Source organism: Mycobacterium sp. VKM Ac-1816D (assembly GCF_000416385.1).
GTDB classification, from domain to species: domain Bacteria; phylum Actinomycetota; class Actinomycetes; order Mycobacteriales; family Mycobacteriaceae; genus Mycobacterium; species Mycobacterium neoaurum_A.
Genome location: NZ_AOHQ01000144.1, coordinates 81,801 through 96,839, shown reverse-complemented (window position 1 = coordinate 96,839; position 15,039 = coordinate 81,801). Strand labels below are relative to the sequence as shown.

General features: G+C 66.3%; 18 protein-coding genes. 17 read left to right on the top strand and 1 reads right to left on the bottom strand.

Features of this window, described 5'->3' with window-relative positions; genetic code table 11:
* The first annotated feature begins 134 nt into the window (after window positions 1-134).
* From G154_RS22390 to G154_RS27215, 8 genes are all read left to right on the top strand, one after another.
* Window positions 135-1,238, top strand: a complete 1,104-nt coding sequence (locus tag G154_RS22390; RefSeq protein ID WP_019514420.1) for a homogentisate 1,2-dioxygenase — start codon at window positions 135-137, stop codon at window positions 1,236-1,238.
* 63 nt (window positions 1,239-1,301) lie between these two features.
* The gene (locus tag G154_RS22385; RefSeq protein ID WP_019514419.1) at window positions 1,302-2,492 is read left to right on the top strand and encodes a S9 family peptidase; all 1,191 of its coding nucleotides are present in this window, start codon (window positions 1,302-1,304) and stop codon (window positions 2,490-2,492) included.
* Entirely contained in the window at window positions 2,492-3,694 is a 1,203-nt protein-coding gene (locus G154_RS22380) for a CaiB/BaiF CoA-transferase family protein (RefSeq protein WP_019514418.1), read from the top strand. Before G154_RS22385 ends, G154_RS22380 begins: the two co-directional genes overlap by 1 nt.
* A gap of 2 nt (window positions 3,695-3,696) precedes the next feature.
* A complete protein-coding gene (locus G154_RS22375) occupies window positions 3,697-4,608 on the top strand; it encodes a hydroxymethylglutaryl-CoA lyase (protein ID WP_023985505.1) in 912 nt (303 codons plus the stop codon).
* A gap of 1 nt (window position 4,609) precedes the next feature.
* Window positions 4,610-5,245, top strand: coding sequence for a TetR/AcrR family transcriptional regulator (locus tag G154_RS22370; protein ID WP_023985504.1), 636 nt, complete (start codon window positions 4,610-4,612; stop codon window positions 5,243-5,245).
* A gap of 16 nt (window positions 5,246-5,261) precedes the next feature.
* Window positions 5,262-6,500, top strand: a complete 1,239-nt coding sequence (locus G154_RS22365) for an acyl-CoA dehydrogenase family protein (RefSeq protein WP_019514415.1) — start codon at window positions 5,262-5,264, stop codon at window positions 6,498-6,500.
* On the top strand, window positions 6,497-7,447 hold the full coding sequence (locus G154_RS22360; RefSeq protein ID WP_019514414.1) for a phosphotransferase family protein: 951 nt from the start codon (window positions 6,497-6,499) through the stop codon (window positions 7,445-7,447). Before G154_RS22365 ends, G154_RS22360 begins: the two co-directional genes overlap by 4 nt.
* A complete protein-coding gene (locus G154_RS27215) occupies window positions 7,444-7,791 on the top strand; it encodes a DUF6285 domain-containing protein (protein ID WP_019514413.1) in 348 nt (115 codons plus the stop codon). Before G154_RS22360 ends, G154_RS27215 begins: the two co-directional genes overlap by 4 nt.
* Before the next feature lie 39 nt (window positions 7,792-7,830).
* Here G154_RS27215 and G154_RS22350 read toward each other — a convergent pair whose 3' ends face one another.
* Window positions 7,831-8,439: a class I SAM-dependent methyltransferase gene (locus G154_RS22350; protein ID WP_019514412.1), complete on the bottom strand. Its 609-nt coding sequence runs from the start codon at window positions 8,437-8,439 to the stop codon at window positions 7,831-7,833.
* A 42-nt stretch (window positions 8,440-8,481) separates the two neighbouring features.
* Between G154_RS22350 and G154_RS22345 the strand changes: the two genes are divergently transcribed.
* From G154_RS22345 to nuoF, 9 genes are all read left to right on the top strand, one after another.
* On the top strand, window positions 8,482-8,853 hold the full coding sequence (locus G154_RS22345) for a nuclear transport factor 2 family protein (RefSeq protein ID WP_019514411.1): 372 nt from the start codon (window positions 8,482-8,484) through the stop codon (window positions 8,851-8,853).
* 10 nt (window positions 8,854-8,863) lie between these two features.
* On the top strand, window positions 8,864-9,373 hold the full coding sequence (locus tag G154_RS22340; RefSeq protein WP_019514410.1) for a YceI family protein: 510 nt from the start codon (window positions 8,864-8,866) through the stop codon (window positions 9,371-9,373).
* A gap of 10 nt (window positions 9,374-9,383) precedes the next feature.
* Complete coding sequence (locus G154_RS22335; RefSeq protein ID WP_019514409.1) at window positions 9,384-9,782, top strand: hypothetical protein; 399 nt, start codon at window positions 9,384-9,386, stop codon at window positions 9,780-9,782.
* Between the two features lie 171 nt (window positions 9,783-9,953).
* The gene (locus tag G154_RS22330) at window positions 9,954-10,328 is read left to right on the top strand and encodes an NADH-quinone oxidoreductase subunit A (RefSeq protein ID WP_019514408.1); all 375 of its coding nucleotides are present in this window, start codon (window positions 9,954-9,956) and stop codon (window positions 10,326-10,328) included.
* Window positions 10,319-10,873: an NADH-quinone oxidoreductase subunit B family protein gene (locus G154_RS22325; protein ID WP_019514407.1), complete on the top strand. Its 555-nt coding sequence runs from the start codon at window positions 10,319-10,321 to the stop codon at window positions 10,871-10,873. Before G154_RS22330 ends, G154_RS22325 begins: the two co-directional genes overlap by 10 nt.
* A gap of 31 nt (window positions 10,874-10,904) precedes the next feature.
* Window positions 10,905-11,606, top strand: a complete 702-nt coding sequence (locus G154_RS22320) for an NADH-quinone oxidoreductase subunit C (protein WP_081650085.1) — start codon at window positions 10,905-10,907, stop codon at window positions 11,604-11,606.
* The gene (nuoD, locus tag G154_RS22315) at window positions 11,606-12,907 is read left to right on the top strand and encodes an NADH dehydrogenase (quinone) subunit D (protein ID WP_023985502.1); all 1,302 of its coding nucleotides are present in this window, start codon (window positions 11,606-11,608) and stop codon (window positions 12,905-12,907) included. Before G154_RS22320 ends, nuoD begins: the two co-directional genes overlap by 1 nt.
* Window positions 12,904-13,746, top strand: a complete 843-nt coding sequence (nuoE, locus tag G154_RS22310) for an NADH-quinone oxidoreductase subunit NuoE (protein ID WP_019514404.1) — start codon at window positions 12,904-12,906, stop codon at window positions 13,744-13,746. The genes nuoD and nuoE overlap by 4 nt, the downstream gene beginning before the upstream one ends.
* Window positions 13,743-15,023, top strand: coding sequence for an NADH-quinone oxidoreductase subunit NuoF (gene nuoF / locus G154_RS22305; protein WP_019514403.1), 1,281 nt, complete (start codon window positions 13,743-13,745; stop codon window positions 15,021-15,023). Before nuoE ends, nuoF begins: the two co-directional genes overlap by 4 nt.
* Window positions 15,024-15,039 lie beyond the last annotated feature (16 nt).

Sequence of the window (15,039 nt, the reverse complement as noted above, 5' to 3'; positions counted from 1 at the left end):
TACGCCTGCATCCGAAGCACAGACAGCGGGATTCCTGGCCGCCGGCGATTTCGACTCCCACAGAGCCTTGCATCGGATCGAAACCAAAAGTAATGTCACTTTCAGTTTTTCCGGGTCGATATCCGAGGAGCACCATGGAATCCTTTGTCCACCTTCGTAAAGGCAAGACGCCCAAGCGTGTGCACGCCGATCTGGACGGTCTCAAAGACGATGAACTCGGCCGCGGCGGCTTTGTCGGCCGCACCGCCAACATGTACCGGCGCAACGACCCGACCGCGTACCGCACAGTGGGGCCCCTGCGCCCCACCGATGTACTGTCCTCGGAGCTCAAGCCCAGCGATGCCGCCGATGCCCACGGGGGTCCGCTGCTGATGTTCAGCAATGCCGACTGCCAGGTACTGCTGAGCCGGCGCACCGAACCGATGCCGTTCTTCGTGCGTTATGTCGATGGCGATCTGCTGCTGTTCGTGCACAAGGGCGCCGGACTGCTGGAGACCGAGTTCGGCCCACTGCGCTACCGCGAGGGCGACTGGGTCTACATCCCCAAGGCGTGCACCTTCCGGCAGGTGCCCGATGAAGAATCGACCTGGCTCATGATCCAGGCCACCGACGACTTCCGGGTGCCCCCGGCAGGCACGCTGGGCAGGCACTTCCCGTTCGACCCCGCGCAGGTGACCATTCCCGAGCCCTGCCCCATCGACGATGACGGCAGAGACGAATACGAGGTGCGGCTCATCCACTCACCGGTCGAGGGGGTGAGCTCCACTTCTTTGTTCTATCAACATAATCCGCTCGACGTCGAGGGGTGGCGCGGGGACAACTTCCCGTTCACGTTCAACATCGAGGACTACACCGTCATCACCTCCGAGAGTGTGCACCTCCCTCCTACGGTGCATCTGTTCATGCAGGCAACCGGGGTGTACGTGATGAACTTCCTGCCCAAGCCCGCCGAAAGCGTCCCTGGCACCGAACGCACTCCGTGGTATCACCGCAACGTCGACTACGACGAGATCGCGTTCTTCCACTCCGGTTCGCTCTACGGCATCCCGATGCCGCCCGGACTGGTTTCGCATGCGCCGCAAGGAGTTCACCACGGTGCACCCGAAAAGGCACGCGAGCGTGCCCGCCGCAAGTTCGACGACTACGACCGGGTGGACTGGTCGGTGATCGCCATCGACACCCGGCGCCGACTCATCCCGTCCGCGGCGATCCTCACCAACGACCTGGGGCAGCACTGATGAGCGCCTGCGCGAAGAAGAAACAGCACTGATGAGCGCCTGCACGAAGAAGAAAGAGCACTGATGAGCAGCACCGAAGCACCCGCGAAGTTCGAGTATGACCGCATCCCGTATCTGGTTGCCTACCAGAACAATTCCAGTGTCCGCGACGTCTACGGCGGCGTCGCCGAACTGGTCGTCCTGGAGAGCTATCTGCTCAGGCCCAAGAACAAGCCTTCCGACACCGTGCTGGTCTTCATGCACCCGATCGGGGGCGGCGCCTATCTGCCGATGATCAATGCGCTTGCTCGCGCGGGTCACCACGTCATCTACTGCAACAGCCGTTTCCGCGGCACCGATTCGGCGTTGCTCATGGAGAAAGTCGTCGAAGACCTCGGCGAGTGCATCAAGGATGCCAAGAACCGCCTGGGCTACTCGCGCGTCGTGCTGGCCGGATGGAGCGGCGGCGGTTCGCTGTCGGTGTTCTACCAACAGCAGGCGCAGCACCCGACCGTGACCGCGAGCCCGTCCGGTGACGGACCGGACCTCACCAAGCTCGGTCTCATTCCCGCCGACGCCATCATGCTGCTGGCCGCGCACATCAGTCGGCACGGCACCATGACCGAATGGATGGATGCCTCCATCCTCGACGAGAACGACCCATCCAAGCGGGACCCCGAACTCGACCTCTACAACCCGGCCAACCCGAACCAGCCGCCCTACACGAGCGAGTTCCTCGACCGCTACCACGCGGCACAGATCGCCAGAAACCGCCGGATCACGAAGTGGGTCAAAGAAAAGCTGGCAGAGTTGAAGGCCGCCGGGCGTCCCGATGACGAGTACGCATTCGTCGTACACGGCACCATGGCCGACCCGCGCTGGCTGGACCCGACCGTGGATCCCAACGAACGCACCCCGGGGCAGTGCTATCTGGGCGATCCTCAGGTGGTGAACATGAGCCCGGTGGGACTGGCCCGGTTCTGCACGCTGCGCAGCTGGCTGTCACAGTGGAGTTATGACGACGCCAACGGCGACGCGGTCAAGGCCGGCCCCGATATCGCGGTGCCGACCTTGGTGATCGGCAACCTGGCCGATGATGCCTGCACGCCCAGCCACACCAGAAGGCTGTTCGAGGCGATCGGGCACCCCGATAAGGAAATGCACGAGATCCACGGTGCCAACCACTACTACTCCGGCCCCGATCAGCGCGGAACCCTGCGCGAGGCGGTCGCCATCTGCACCGATTGGCTACACCGCCACGGGTTGTCGAGCTGATGGTCACCGGACCGCTGGACGGTATCCGGGTACTCGAACTCGGGACGCTGATCTCGGGGCCGTTCGCCGCGCGCCTGCTCGGTGACATGGGGGCCGAGGTCATCAAGATCGAACTGCCGACCACCCCGGACCCGTTGCGCACCTGGGGACAGGCCGAGCTGGACGGGCACCACTTCTTCTGGACGGTGCACGCCCGCAACAAGAAAGCCATCACCCTCGACCTGCGCACCGGCCGCGGCCGAGAGCTCTTCCTGGAACTGGTCGACCGCGCCGATGTGATCGTGGAGAACTTCCGCCCCGGCACCCTGGAGAAATGGGACCTCGGCTACGAGGTGCTCAAGGAACGCAACAAGGGCATCATCCTGGTGCGGGTCTCCGGCTACGGCCAGACCGGACCGGACGCCGGCAAGGCCGGCTACGCCTCGGTGGCCGAGGCGGCCAGCGGTCTGCGCCACATGAACGGCTTCCCGGGTGGACCGCCGCCACGGCTGGCGCTGTCGCTCGGCGACAGCCTGGCAGGCATGTTCGCCGCGCAAGGCGCCCTGGCCGCACTGTATCGGCGCACGGTCACCGGTGAAGGCCAGATCGTCGACACCGCGTTGACCGAAAGCTGCCTGGCCGTCCAGGAATCCACCATCCCGGACTACGACGTGGGCGGTGTCGTCCGCGGCCCGTCGGGCACCCGGCTGGAAGGCATTGCGCCGTCGAACATCTACCAGAGCGCCAACGGCAGCTGGGTGGTGATCGCCGCCAACCAGGACACCGTCTTCCGCCGCTTGTGTACCGCGATGGGTCAACCCGAATTGGCCACCGACGACCGATTCGTCGACCACGTTGCGCGCGGCCGAAATCAGGACGAACTCGATGCCATCATCGGTGCGTGGGCGGCATGTCGCGAACCCGACGACATCATCGACACGCTGTCGAAGGCCGGGGTGATCAGCGGACCGATCAACACCGTCGCCGAGGTGGTCGAGGATCCGCAGCTGCGGGCCCGCGGCATGATCGCCGACCACTGGGATGAGCGCATCGGGCGCTTCGTCAAGGGGCCGGGCATCGTGCCGGTGCTCTCGGAGTCGCCGGGCTCGATCCGCAACGCCGGGTCGTCTCGTCCCGGCCAACACAACGACGAGGTCTACACCGGCCTGCTGGGACTCAGCGCCGAGGAACTCGACGCCTTACGCACCGAGGGGGTGCTGTGACGATGAACCTGCCCGCCAAGGTCGATATCCGCGAGGTCTGCCTGCGCGACGGCCTGCAGATCGAGGCGCCGATCTCGTTGTCGGCCAAGGTCGAATTGCTGGACGCGATCGTCGCCACCGGAGTGCGGGAAGTGGAGGCGACTGCGTTCGTCTCACCGTCGAAGGTGCCCGCTCTTGCCGACGCTGCCGAACTGGCCCAGGAATTACACCGGTACAGGGCATCTCACGATGTCGAGTTCTCGGCACTGGTGGCCAGCCCGAACGGGGCCAAGCGCGCCATCGCGGCCGGACTGGACTCCATCGAGTACGTGGTGTCGGCATCCGATGCGCACAGCCGCGCGAATGTGGGACGCGATACCGCGGAGGCGACCACGGCGATCGCCGATGTCACCCGGATCGCCCACGACAGCGGGGCACGCGTCGAAGTCATCATCGCGACGGCCTGGGACTGCCCCTTCGACGGCCCGACCGATCCGCAACGAGTCCTCGACATCGCCGCGGCCGCCGTCGAACTCGGGGTGGACCGCATCGCCATCGCCGACACCATCGGCACCACCACCCCGCTGCGGGTGAGCACCCTGATCGAGGCCATCCGCCCGATCGTCGACGGGCTGCCACTGGGTGCACACTTCCACAACACCCGCGGGGCGGGGCTGGCCAGCGCGTTCGCGGCCGTGCAGGCCGGCATCACCCGCCTCGACGCGTCAATAGGCGGCCTCGGCGGCTGCCCGTTCGCGCCGGGGGCCAGCGGCAACATCGCCACCGAGGATCTGGTCTATCTGCTTCGCGACAGCAATATCGACACCGACGTCGACCTCGACGCGGCCATCGCCGCGGCGCGGATTGCCCAGCGCGCCGTCGGTCACGACCTGCCCAGTGCGCTGCTGCGCGCCGGCGATCGAATCGCGGGCTGAGATGGCGCACCCGTCCGCGGCATCGGACCCATCGTCCTCGCTGACGGCCAAGGGTCGCCAGACCCGCGAGGCGATCGAGCTGGCGGCGCGGAAACTGTTCGCCGAGCGCGGTTTCCATGGCACCACGCTGGCCGATATCACCTCCGCCGCCGGTAAGTCCGCTGCGGTGTTCTACCGCTACTTCGACGACAAGGAGGATCTGCTGGCCTCGCTGGCCCAGTCGTTCCTGCACGATATCGTCGAACCGTCCGGCACCAAGGTCCCGCTGCCGGACTCCCCCGCCGACACGGACTATTTCCACACCGTGGTGACCGGATACTGGAACCTGTTCAAGCGCAATATCGGCATCATGATCGCCGTCGCCCAGCTCGCCGCCACCCAACCCCGATTTGCCGAGGTGCAGTACCAGTTCCGGCGCTTCGGGATGGATCTGGTGGCCGAATCGGTACGCCGCGCCCGTGAGCAGGGTTACGCCCAAGACCTGGAGCCCGAACACATCGCGGCGGCGATCGCGCTGCTGTTCGAGAACTTCACCGTCGTCGTGGTGGGAAATCCCGGCACCGCGCTACAGATCAGCGATGACGACGCCATCACCACCCTGTCGACCATTTGGAAGAAAACCCTGTACGGCAACTGAATCGAGAGAGATCAACGTGGATTTCGCGCTACCGGAACATCTTCCCGCCCTGCTCCAGGAGATGGACGCCTTCATCGAGGCCGAGATCAAGCCGCTGGAACGCGAGAACATGCAGTACTTCGACCGTCGGCGTGAGTTCGCCCGCACCGATCTCGACAACGGTGGTGTCCCCCGCCGCGAGTGGGAAGATCTGCTCGACGAGATGCGCCGGCGCGCCGACGCCGCAGGCTGGCTGCGCTATGGGCTGCCCGAGGAATTCGGTGGTCGCGGCGGCTCCAACCTGGACATGGCCGTCATCAGGGAACACTTGGCGCACAAGGGATTGGGACTGCACAACGACCTGCAGGACGAGTCCTCGATCGTCGGCAACTTCCCACAGGTCATCATGATGAGCCGGTTCGGCACCGAGGCGCAGAAGGCCGAGTGGATCGAAGCACTGCTGACCGGCACCCGATCGATGGCCTTCGGCCTGACCGAACCCGACCACGGCAGCGACGCGACCTGGCTGGAGACCACCGCCGTCCGCGACGGGGACGATTGGGTGATCAACGGCGCCAAGCGGTGGAACACCGGCGTGCACCGGGCGACCCATGACCTGATCTTCGCCCGCACATCCGGCGAGTCGGGGTCGGCGGTGGGTATCACCGCGTTCCTCGTCCCGACCGACACCCCGGGTTTCAGCGTGCCGTACTACTGGTGGACGTTCAACATGCCCAGCGACCACGGCGAGGTCGAACTCGATGATGTCCGGGTGCCGTCCCGTGCGGTCCTCGGCGAGGTCGACCACGGCCTGGAGGTCGGCCAGACCTTCCTGCACGAGAACAGGATTCGACAGGCCGCCAGCAGCCTCGGGGCGGCTCAGTACTGTATCGACCGCGCCGCCGCCTACGCCGGGGAACGCATCGTGTTCGGCAAGCCGCTGTCGGTGAACCAGGCCGTGCAGTGGCCGTTGGCCGAGCTGCAGACCGAGGCACAGATGGTGCGTCTGCTGGTGTATTACGCCGCCTGGCACCTGGATCGCGACCACCACATGGAGGTCTCCGACAAGGTGTCGATGGCCAATTACCGTGCCAATCGCCTGGTGTGCGAGGCGGCCGACCGCGCCATGCAGATCCACGGCGGCATCGGCTACAGCCGGCACGAGCCGTTCGAACACATCTATCGCCACCACCGCCGCTACCGGATCACCGAGGGGGCCGAGGAGATCCAGATCCGCCGGGTCGCCCAGCGCATGTTGAAATTCGGCCGCAAGTGAGCGCGCAGCCCGAGGAGTCACTGGCCGAGCGACTGGCCGCGGTGCTCGGCGCCGACCGCATCACCGACCTGCGGGTACTCACCGGCGGCGCGAGCCGGGCAACCTGGGCGTTCAACGCCGATGACCGCGCCCTCATCCTGCGCACCGGCCCGCCCGACGATGTGCACGCCGGCATGGAACTGGAAGCGGCCGCTCTGCGGCGCGCCGCGGAGGCCGGCGCGCCCGTCGCGGCGGTCCTCGCCGCCGACAACGCCGGTGCGGTATTGGGAACTCCCTATCTGATCTGCGATTTCATCGGCGGCGAGACGATCGTGCGCAGGATCCAGCGCAGCCTCGACGCGCGGGCCCGCGCGCGCCTGTTGGACCAGTGCGCGCAGGCACTTGCCGCCATCCACCGCGCAGACCCGGACGGAATCGGACTGCCGATCACCGACCCGCTCGACGAATGGCGGGCCCAGCTCGACGAGATGGGCGATACCACTGCGGTATTCGAGTATGCCTTCCGGTGGCTCGAACGGAACCGCCCGGTCCGCACACCCCCGGTGCTGGTGCACGGGGATTTCCGGATGGGCAACCTGATCGTCGACGACGGCGGGCTGGCCGCCGTGCTGGATTGGGAGCTCACCCACATCGGCGAGGCACTGGACGATCTCGCCTGGTTCTGCATCCGGGCCTGGCGCTTCGGCGCCCCGCGCGAACTCGCTGCCGGCGGGCTCGGCAGCATCGAGGACTTCGTCACCGCCTACGAGGCCGCGGGCGGCGCGGCGGTCGACCGTGCGGCGCTGCGCTGGTGGCTGGTCGCCGCCACCTTGCGCTGGGGAGTCATCTGCCGCTATCAGTTCGAGCGGCATCGATCGGGGCAGACCCGATCGGTCGAGCTCGCGGCGATCGGACGCCGGGTGTGCGAAACCGAGTACGACCTGCTCACCCTGTTGGAGGCAGCATGACCGATCTGCACTACCGGCCCACCGCCGCCGAACTCGTCGCCGCGGTCGCGGAGTTCCTGGAGGGTGAGGTACGCGCGGCGACGGGGCCGGACAGTCGACTCGCCGACGCGGGTGCGGTCAACTTCCACGCTCGGGTGGCGGCCAATGTCCTGCGCACCGTCGAACGGGAGTTGCTCGATACCGAGCCCGCGCCGGATCTGCTGGGGTTCGCCGACGAGGCGAGCTTGGCCGCGGCCATCCGGGAAGGGGATCTCGACGGCCGGGACGCCGACGTGCTGCCGGTGCTGCACGCCCTGGTGGCACGCCGGCTGGCCGTGGCCCATCCGGGCTACGACACCGAATGAGGACACCTGATGACGACGCCGAATCGGTCTGCCGTGCGTTCAGAGCCGTCGTACCCTGGCCAGCCAGGCCGGCTCGTCGACCACCGTCCCCGTGGGCAGCCCCAGCAGCGGCGCGTGCGACTCTCCCACCACCCCGCGGTAGGTGCTGGTGTTCAGCGACTCCACGTCCCACCCGTCGGTGAAAGCCGTCCGGAGCACCTGTTCGCCGACCTGCGGTCCGAAGCCTCGGCCGGCATCCGAGAGCGCCAGCAGGTGCAGATGACCGCCGGGAGTCAGCGCCCGGTGCAGGGCGCGGACGTAGCGGGCGCGGTCGGTGGCGTCGAAGATGTGGAACAACGCGCTGTCGAGGATGGTGTCGTAGACACCGTCGAGGCTGAATGCGTCACCGACCTCGAAGCGCGCGTCCACCCCGCGGGCGGCGGCGTTGGCCCTGGCCTGCTCGATGGCATGCGGCGCGAAATCGATACCCAGCACGTCATAACCCAGTCGGGTCAGCATGATGGTGTGCTCCCCGAGCCCACAGCCGATGTCGAGTATCGGACTGCGCAGCGCTGCGGTGCGTTCCAGGGCCACCATGGCCGGTTGAGGCTCACCGATCACCCAAGGCGCGGTGTGTGTTTCGTAGGCGGTGTCGAATCGTTGTCTCATGCTGTCAGTGTTCAACCTGAAGAATAGTTGAGGTCAAGAGATATGAGCGCAGCCGTTGCGGACCGTCTGTTCGACGCCATCGAACGCGGCGACTACCCGCAGATCGAGGCGTTGTGGGCCGAGGACGTCCTGGTCTGGCACAGCGGCGATGCCGCCGACAACGATCGCGTGCAGGCCTTGAAAGTCATCCGCTGGTTCCTGAGAACGACGGCCGCCCGACGTTACGAGGTCCTCGATCGCCAGTTCTTCGACGGCGGTTTCGTACAGCAGCACATCCTGCACGCCGACGCCAGCGATGGCGCTTCGATCCATTTACGGGTATGCATCGTTATCAAGGTGAGTACCGACGGGCTGATCACCCGGATCGACGAGTACTTCGACCCCGCAGAGATGGCGCCGTTGCTGGGCAACTGAGGGAGCACAGATGGACCTGCAGGACTGGGCTGGTCGTTGGCGATTGGATGCCGAGCGCACCACCATCACCACGCACAGCCCCACCTTCTGGGGATTTGTCCACGTCAAGAGCGAGTTCGACGCTGTGGACGGCGACGCGCAGGTCGACGGCGACAAGCTGACCGGCACGCTGCGCATCGACGCGGCGTCGGTGCGCACCGGCATCAAGCGCCGCGACGCCCATCTGCGGTCTCCCGACTTCTTCGATGTCGAGGCCTTCCCCACCGTGGAGATCGTGGCGGAGTCCGGCGAGGTCACCTCGCCGTCCTGGGTCACGCTGCACGTGCGCCTGACCGTGAAGGGCCACGAATCCGAACTCGACCTGCCGGTACATGTCCGCAATCTGGGCGGTGGCGCGGTTCAGCTGAGCACGACGGCCACGCTCAACCGGCGAAATCTGGGAGTAGACGGCAACTTGATGGGCATGATGGGCGACGCGGCAGGCGTCGAAGCGGCCGCGGTGTTCGTCCGGCAGCCGTAGCATCGGCGGTGTGGCCGACCCCGATGCCCAGCTGCGGATTCTGGTGTACAGCTCCAACAACCGGACCAGAGCGCAGGTGCGTTCTGCGCTCGGCCGGCGGATCCACCCGGACCTGCCCGAACTGAGCTATCTGGAGGTGGCGACCGCCCCGATGGTGCTCACCCGGGTTGCCGAGGGTGGTCTGCACTTGCTGATTCTCGACGGTGAGGCGACACCGACCGGCGGGATGGGGCTTGCCAAGCAGCTGAAGGACGAGATCGAAGCATGCCCGCCGGTTCTCGTGCTGACCGGGCGCCGTGATGATGCCTGGCTGGCGTCCTGGTCACGCGCCGAGGCGGCGGTGTCCCATCCGATCGACCCGATCAGACTCGGCGAAGCAGCTGCCGGCCTACTCCGGCCCACATCGTAGATCCATCACGAAACACGCTGCGGCCGTTCCTTGTTCACCATCCTCGCCGGTGAGGGCGGGCGACCGTAGCTGATGTGCGAAATCCTATCGGAAATGCGGCGCCTCGACCGTTGAGGTGTCTAAGCTGTGTTCTAGCTCACATCGAAACTCCCCCGAGAGAGCGGCACAGACATGAACGTCTACACACCGATTCTGGTGCTCGGGACGATCGCGGCGGCTTTCGCCATCGTCTCGGTGGGTATCGCCACGTTCATCGGCCCGCGCCGCTACAACCGGGCCAAACTCGAGGCCTACGAGTGCGGGATCGAACCACTGCTTCCCGCCGCGGACGCCGAGATCGCGACGGGACAGCGATTCCCGATCAAGTACTACCTGACGGCCATGCTGTTCATCATCTTCGATATCGAGATCGTGTTTCTGTACCCCTGGGCGGTGTCTTTCGACTCGTTGGGCCTGTTCGCAATGGTCGAGATGCTGCTGTTCATGCTCACGGTGTTCGTGGCCTACGCCTATGTCTGGCGGCGAGGTGGTCTGTCATGGGACTAGAAGAACAGCTGCCGGGCGGCATCCTGCTGTCCACCGTGGAGAAGGTGGCCGGCTATGTCCGCAAGGGCTCACTGTGGCCGGCGACGTTCGGCCTGGCGTGCTGCGCCATCGAGATGATGGCGACCGCCGGCCCGCGCTTCGACATCGCGCGGTTCGGCATGGAGCGGTTCTCGGCGACCCCGCGGCAGGCGGACCTGATGATCGTCGCCGGCCGGGTCAGCCAGAAGATGGCCCCGGTCCTGCGCCAGGTGTATGACCAGATGGCCGAACCGAAATGGGTTCTGGCGATGGGTGTCTGCGCGTCCTCGGGCGGGATGTTCAACAACTACGCGGTCGTCCAGGGCGTCGACCACGTGGTCCCGGTGGACATCTATCTGCCGGGGTGCCCACCCCGGCCGGAAATGCTGCTCAATGCGATCCTGAAACTGCACGCCAAGATCGCCGAGATGCCGCTCGGGGTGAATCGCGCCGAGGCCGTGGCCGCCGCCGAGCAGGCCGCGCTGGCATCCCCGACGACCATCGAACTGACGGGGCTGCTGCGATGAGCGACGCTTGCGGAGCGAACAGACAGATGACATGCGAGACCCGAGCCTGCGAGGGAATCGCATGACCGAACAGCAGGACCAGGAGGTGATCGGAACCCGGCGCGGCATGTTCGGTGTCAGCGGCACCGGCGACACCTCCGGCTACGGCCGGCTGGTCCGCGAGGTCGCGCTGCCGGGCAGCTCCCCGCGCCCCTACGGCGACTACTTCGACGACGTGGTCGACACTCTGATCGCGACATTGGGCGGCGACAGGTTCACCGATGCCGTCGAACGCGTCGTGGTGTTCCGCGGTGAGCTCACCCTCGACGTGCGCCGTGCACACCTGCTGACCGTCGCCCAGACCCTGCGGGACGACCCGGCTCTGCGCTTCGAACTCTGCCTCGGGGTCTCGGGGGTGCACTTCCCCGGTGAGCAGGACCGCGAACTGCACGCCGTCTATCCACTGATGTCGATCACCCACAACCGCAGGATTCGGCTGGAGGTGACCGCACCCGACGCCGATCCCCATGTGCCGTCGCTGTTCTCGGTCTATCCGACGACCGATTGGCATGAGCGTGAGACCTACGACTTCTTCGGCATCATCTTCGACGGGCACCCCTCGCTGACGCGCATCGAGATGCCCGACGACTGGGTAGGGCATCCGCAGCGCAAGGACTATCCGTTGGGCGGCATCCCCGTCGAGTACCACGGGGCGCAGATACCGCCGCCCGACCAGCGGAGGTCCTACAACTGATGACGATAGAGACAGATCCGCCCGTCGTGATGGTCGGCGGCCAGGACTGGGATGCGGTCGTGGCCGCGGCACGTGAGCACGCCGGCGAGCGCATCGTGGTCAACATGGGTCCACAACACCCGTCCACGCACGGGGTGCTGCGCCTGATCCTGGAGATCGAGGGCGAGACGATCACCGAGGCCCGCTGCGGTATCGGCTACCTGCACACCGGAATCGAGAAGAACCTCGAATACCGCACCTGGACACAGGGTGTCACCTTCGTGACCCGGATGGACTATCTGTCCCCGTTCTTCAACGAGACGGCCTACTGCCTGGGAGTCGAAAAGCTCCTCGGCGTCACCGACGACATCCCCGAACGCGCCAGCATCATCCGGGTGATGCTCATGGAACTCAACCGGATCTCCAGCCATCTCGTCGCACTGGCCACCGGCGGCATGGAACTGGGCGCGATGTCGGCCATGTTCTTCGGTTTCCGCGGGCGCGAGGAGATCCTGTCGCTGTTCGAGACCATCACCGGACTGCGGATGAACCACGCCTATATCCGGCCCGGCGGATTGGCCGCCGATCTGCCCGATGAGGCCATGCCGCAGCTGCGCCGACTGCTGGAGGTCCTGCCCGATCAGTTGCGCGACCTGGAGAAGATGCTGCGCGAGAACTACATCTGGAAGGCCCGCAGCAAGGGTATCGGCTACTTGGACCTGACCGGCTGCATGGCCCTCGGCGTCACCGGTCCGGTGCTGCGCTCCACGGGGTTGCCGCACGATCTGCGCCGCGCCCAGCCGTACTGCGGTTATGAGACCTACGACTTCGACGTCTGCACCGACGACGGTTGTGATGCCTACGGCCGCTATCTGATCCGCGTGGACGAGATGAAGCAGTCGCTGAAGATCGTCGAGCAGTGCGTGTCGCGGCTGCGGCCCGGTCCGGTGATGCTCACCGACAAGAAGCTCGCCTGGCCCGCCGACCTGGAGCTCGGCCCGGACGGCCTCGGTAACTCGCCCGCTCATATCGCCAAGATCATGGGCTCCTCCATGGAGGCGCTGATCCACCATTTCAAGCTGGTGACCGAGGGTATCCGGGTGCCGCCCGGTCAGGTGTACGTCGCGGTCGAATCACCGCGCGGTGAGCTGGGTGTGCACATGGTCAGCGATGGCGGAACCCGGCCCTACCGGGTGCATTACCGCGACCCGTCGTTCACCAATCTGCAGGCGGTGGCCGCGATGTGCGAAGGCGGCATGGTCGCCGATGCGATATCCGCGGTGGCCTCGATCGACCCGGTGATGGGAGGCGTGGACAGGTGACAGCCATCGATCTCACTCTCGGCCAGCGACCCGACGAGGCAGGCCCCCCGATCGGCGCCGGGCCCACGTCCTATTCCGAGGAGGTGACGGCCCGCCTGTCCGCCGATGCCGCCCAGATCATCGCGCGCTACCCGGTGGCCCGTTCGGCCCTGCTGCCCCTGCTTCATCTGGTGCAGTCCGAGGACGGTTACCTCACCCCCGCCGGTATCGCCTTCTGCGCAGGACAACTCGCCCTGACACCGGCCGAGGTGACCGCGGTCGCCACGTTCTATTCGATGTACCGGCGCACCCCCACCGGGAAGTATCTGGTCGGGGTGTGCACCAACACCCTGTGCGCGGTGATGGGCGGTGACGCGATTCTGGAGATCTTGCAGGATCACCTCGGCGTCCACGCCGGGCAGAGCACCGCGGATGGGTCGATCACTCTCGAGCACATCGAGTGCAATGCGGCATGTGACTTCGCACCCGTCATCATGGTGAACTGGGAGTTTTTCGACAACCAAACACCCTCCACGGCATGTGATCTCGTCGACGCCCTCCGTTCCGGCGCCCAGGTGACACCCAGCCGCGGCGCGCCGCTGTGCACGTTCACCGACACCGCGCGCATCCTCGCCGGATTTCCCGACGAGCGTCCCGGTGCCAACGACGGCGTCCCGGGGCAGGCAACGCTGGCGGGCCTGCGCATCGCCCGCGAACGCGGCATGACCGCACCGGAGTCGGGCACACCAGCCTTGGTACAGAAACCGGACGACGAACGCCTCACCGAGGAATCGGTGCGCGATCAGCCCGCACCGGCACCGTCGGAAGACCTGCCGCCCAGGAACGGGGACCGTCGGTGACCCTGGCTCCGGTACTCAGCGCGCACTGGGATGATGCCGACTCCTGGACGATGGCCGGCTACCGTCGCCGTGGCGGCTACAAGGCCATGCGCACGGCCTTGTCGATGGATCCCGACGCACTCATCGCGATGGTCAAGGAGGCCGGACTACGCGGTCGCGGTGGGGCCGGATTCCCCACCGGACAGAAGTGGTCGTTCATCAACCAGGACGACCCCAAGCCCAAGTACCTGGTGATCAATGCCGACGAGTCCGAACCCGGTACGTGCAAGGACATTCCGCTGCTGATGGCCAACCCGCACGCACTCGTCGAGGGCGCGATCATCGCCGCGCACGCCATCCGCGCCGAACACGCATTCATCTACCTGCGCGGCGAGGTGGTACCGGTGCTGCGCCGGCTGCAGGGTGCGGTCGCCGAGGCCTACGACGCCGGTTACTTGGGAGCAGGACTCGAGCTGGTGGTGCATGCCGGGGCGGGTGCCTACATCTGCGGCGAGGAAACCGCCCTGTTGGACTCGCTGGAGGGCCGGCGCGGCCAGCCACGGTTGCGGCCGCCCTTCCCCGCCGTCGCGGGTCTCTACGCGTGCCCGACGGTGGTCAACAATGTCGAATCGATCGCGAGTGTGCCCGCCGTCGTCGCCGGCGGGGTCGACTGGTTCCGTTCGATGGGTTCGGACAAGTCCCCCGGTTTCACCCTGTACTCGCTGTCCGGACATGTCACGCAACCGGGTCAGTACGAGGCGCCGCTGGGTATCACGCTGCGCGAACTGCTCGATTACGCGGGCGGGGTGCGGGCCGGCCACGAACTGAAGTTCTGGACCCCGGGCGGGTCGTCGACACCACTACTGACCGCCGAACACCTCGATGTGCCAATGGATTACGAGGGAGTGGCCGGTGTCGGGTCGATGCTGGGCACCAAGGCGTTGCAGATCTTCGACGAGACCACCTGTGTGGTGCGCGCGGTCCGGCGGTGGACGCAGTTCTACGCCCACGAGTCCTGCGGGAAGTGCACACCGTGCCGGGAGGGCACGTACTGGCTGACCCAGATCTACGAACGGCTGGAGACGGGACGCGCCACGGCCACCGATATCGACACGCTGCTCGACGTCTCCGATGCCATTCTCGGCAAGTCGTTCTGCGCACTCGGTGACGGTGCCGCCAGCCCGATCATCTCCTCGATCAAGTACTTCCGCGACGAATACCTGGCCCATCTGGGCTCGGGCTGCCCGTTCGACCCGCACGCGTCGACGCTGTTCGCCACGGCGGAGGCCGGCGCATGAGGGTTCCGTTCTCCCC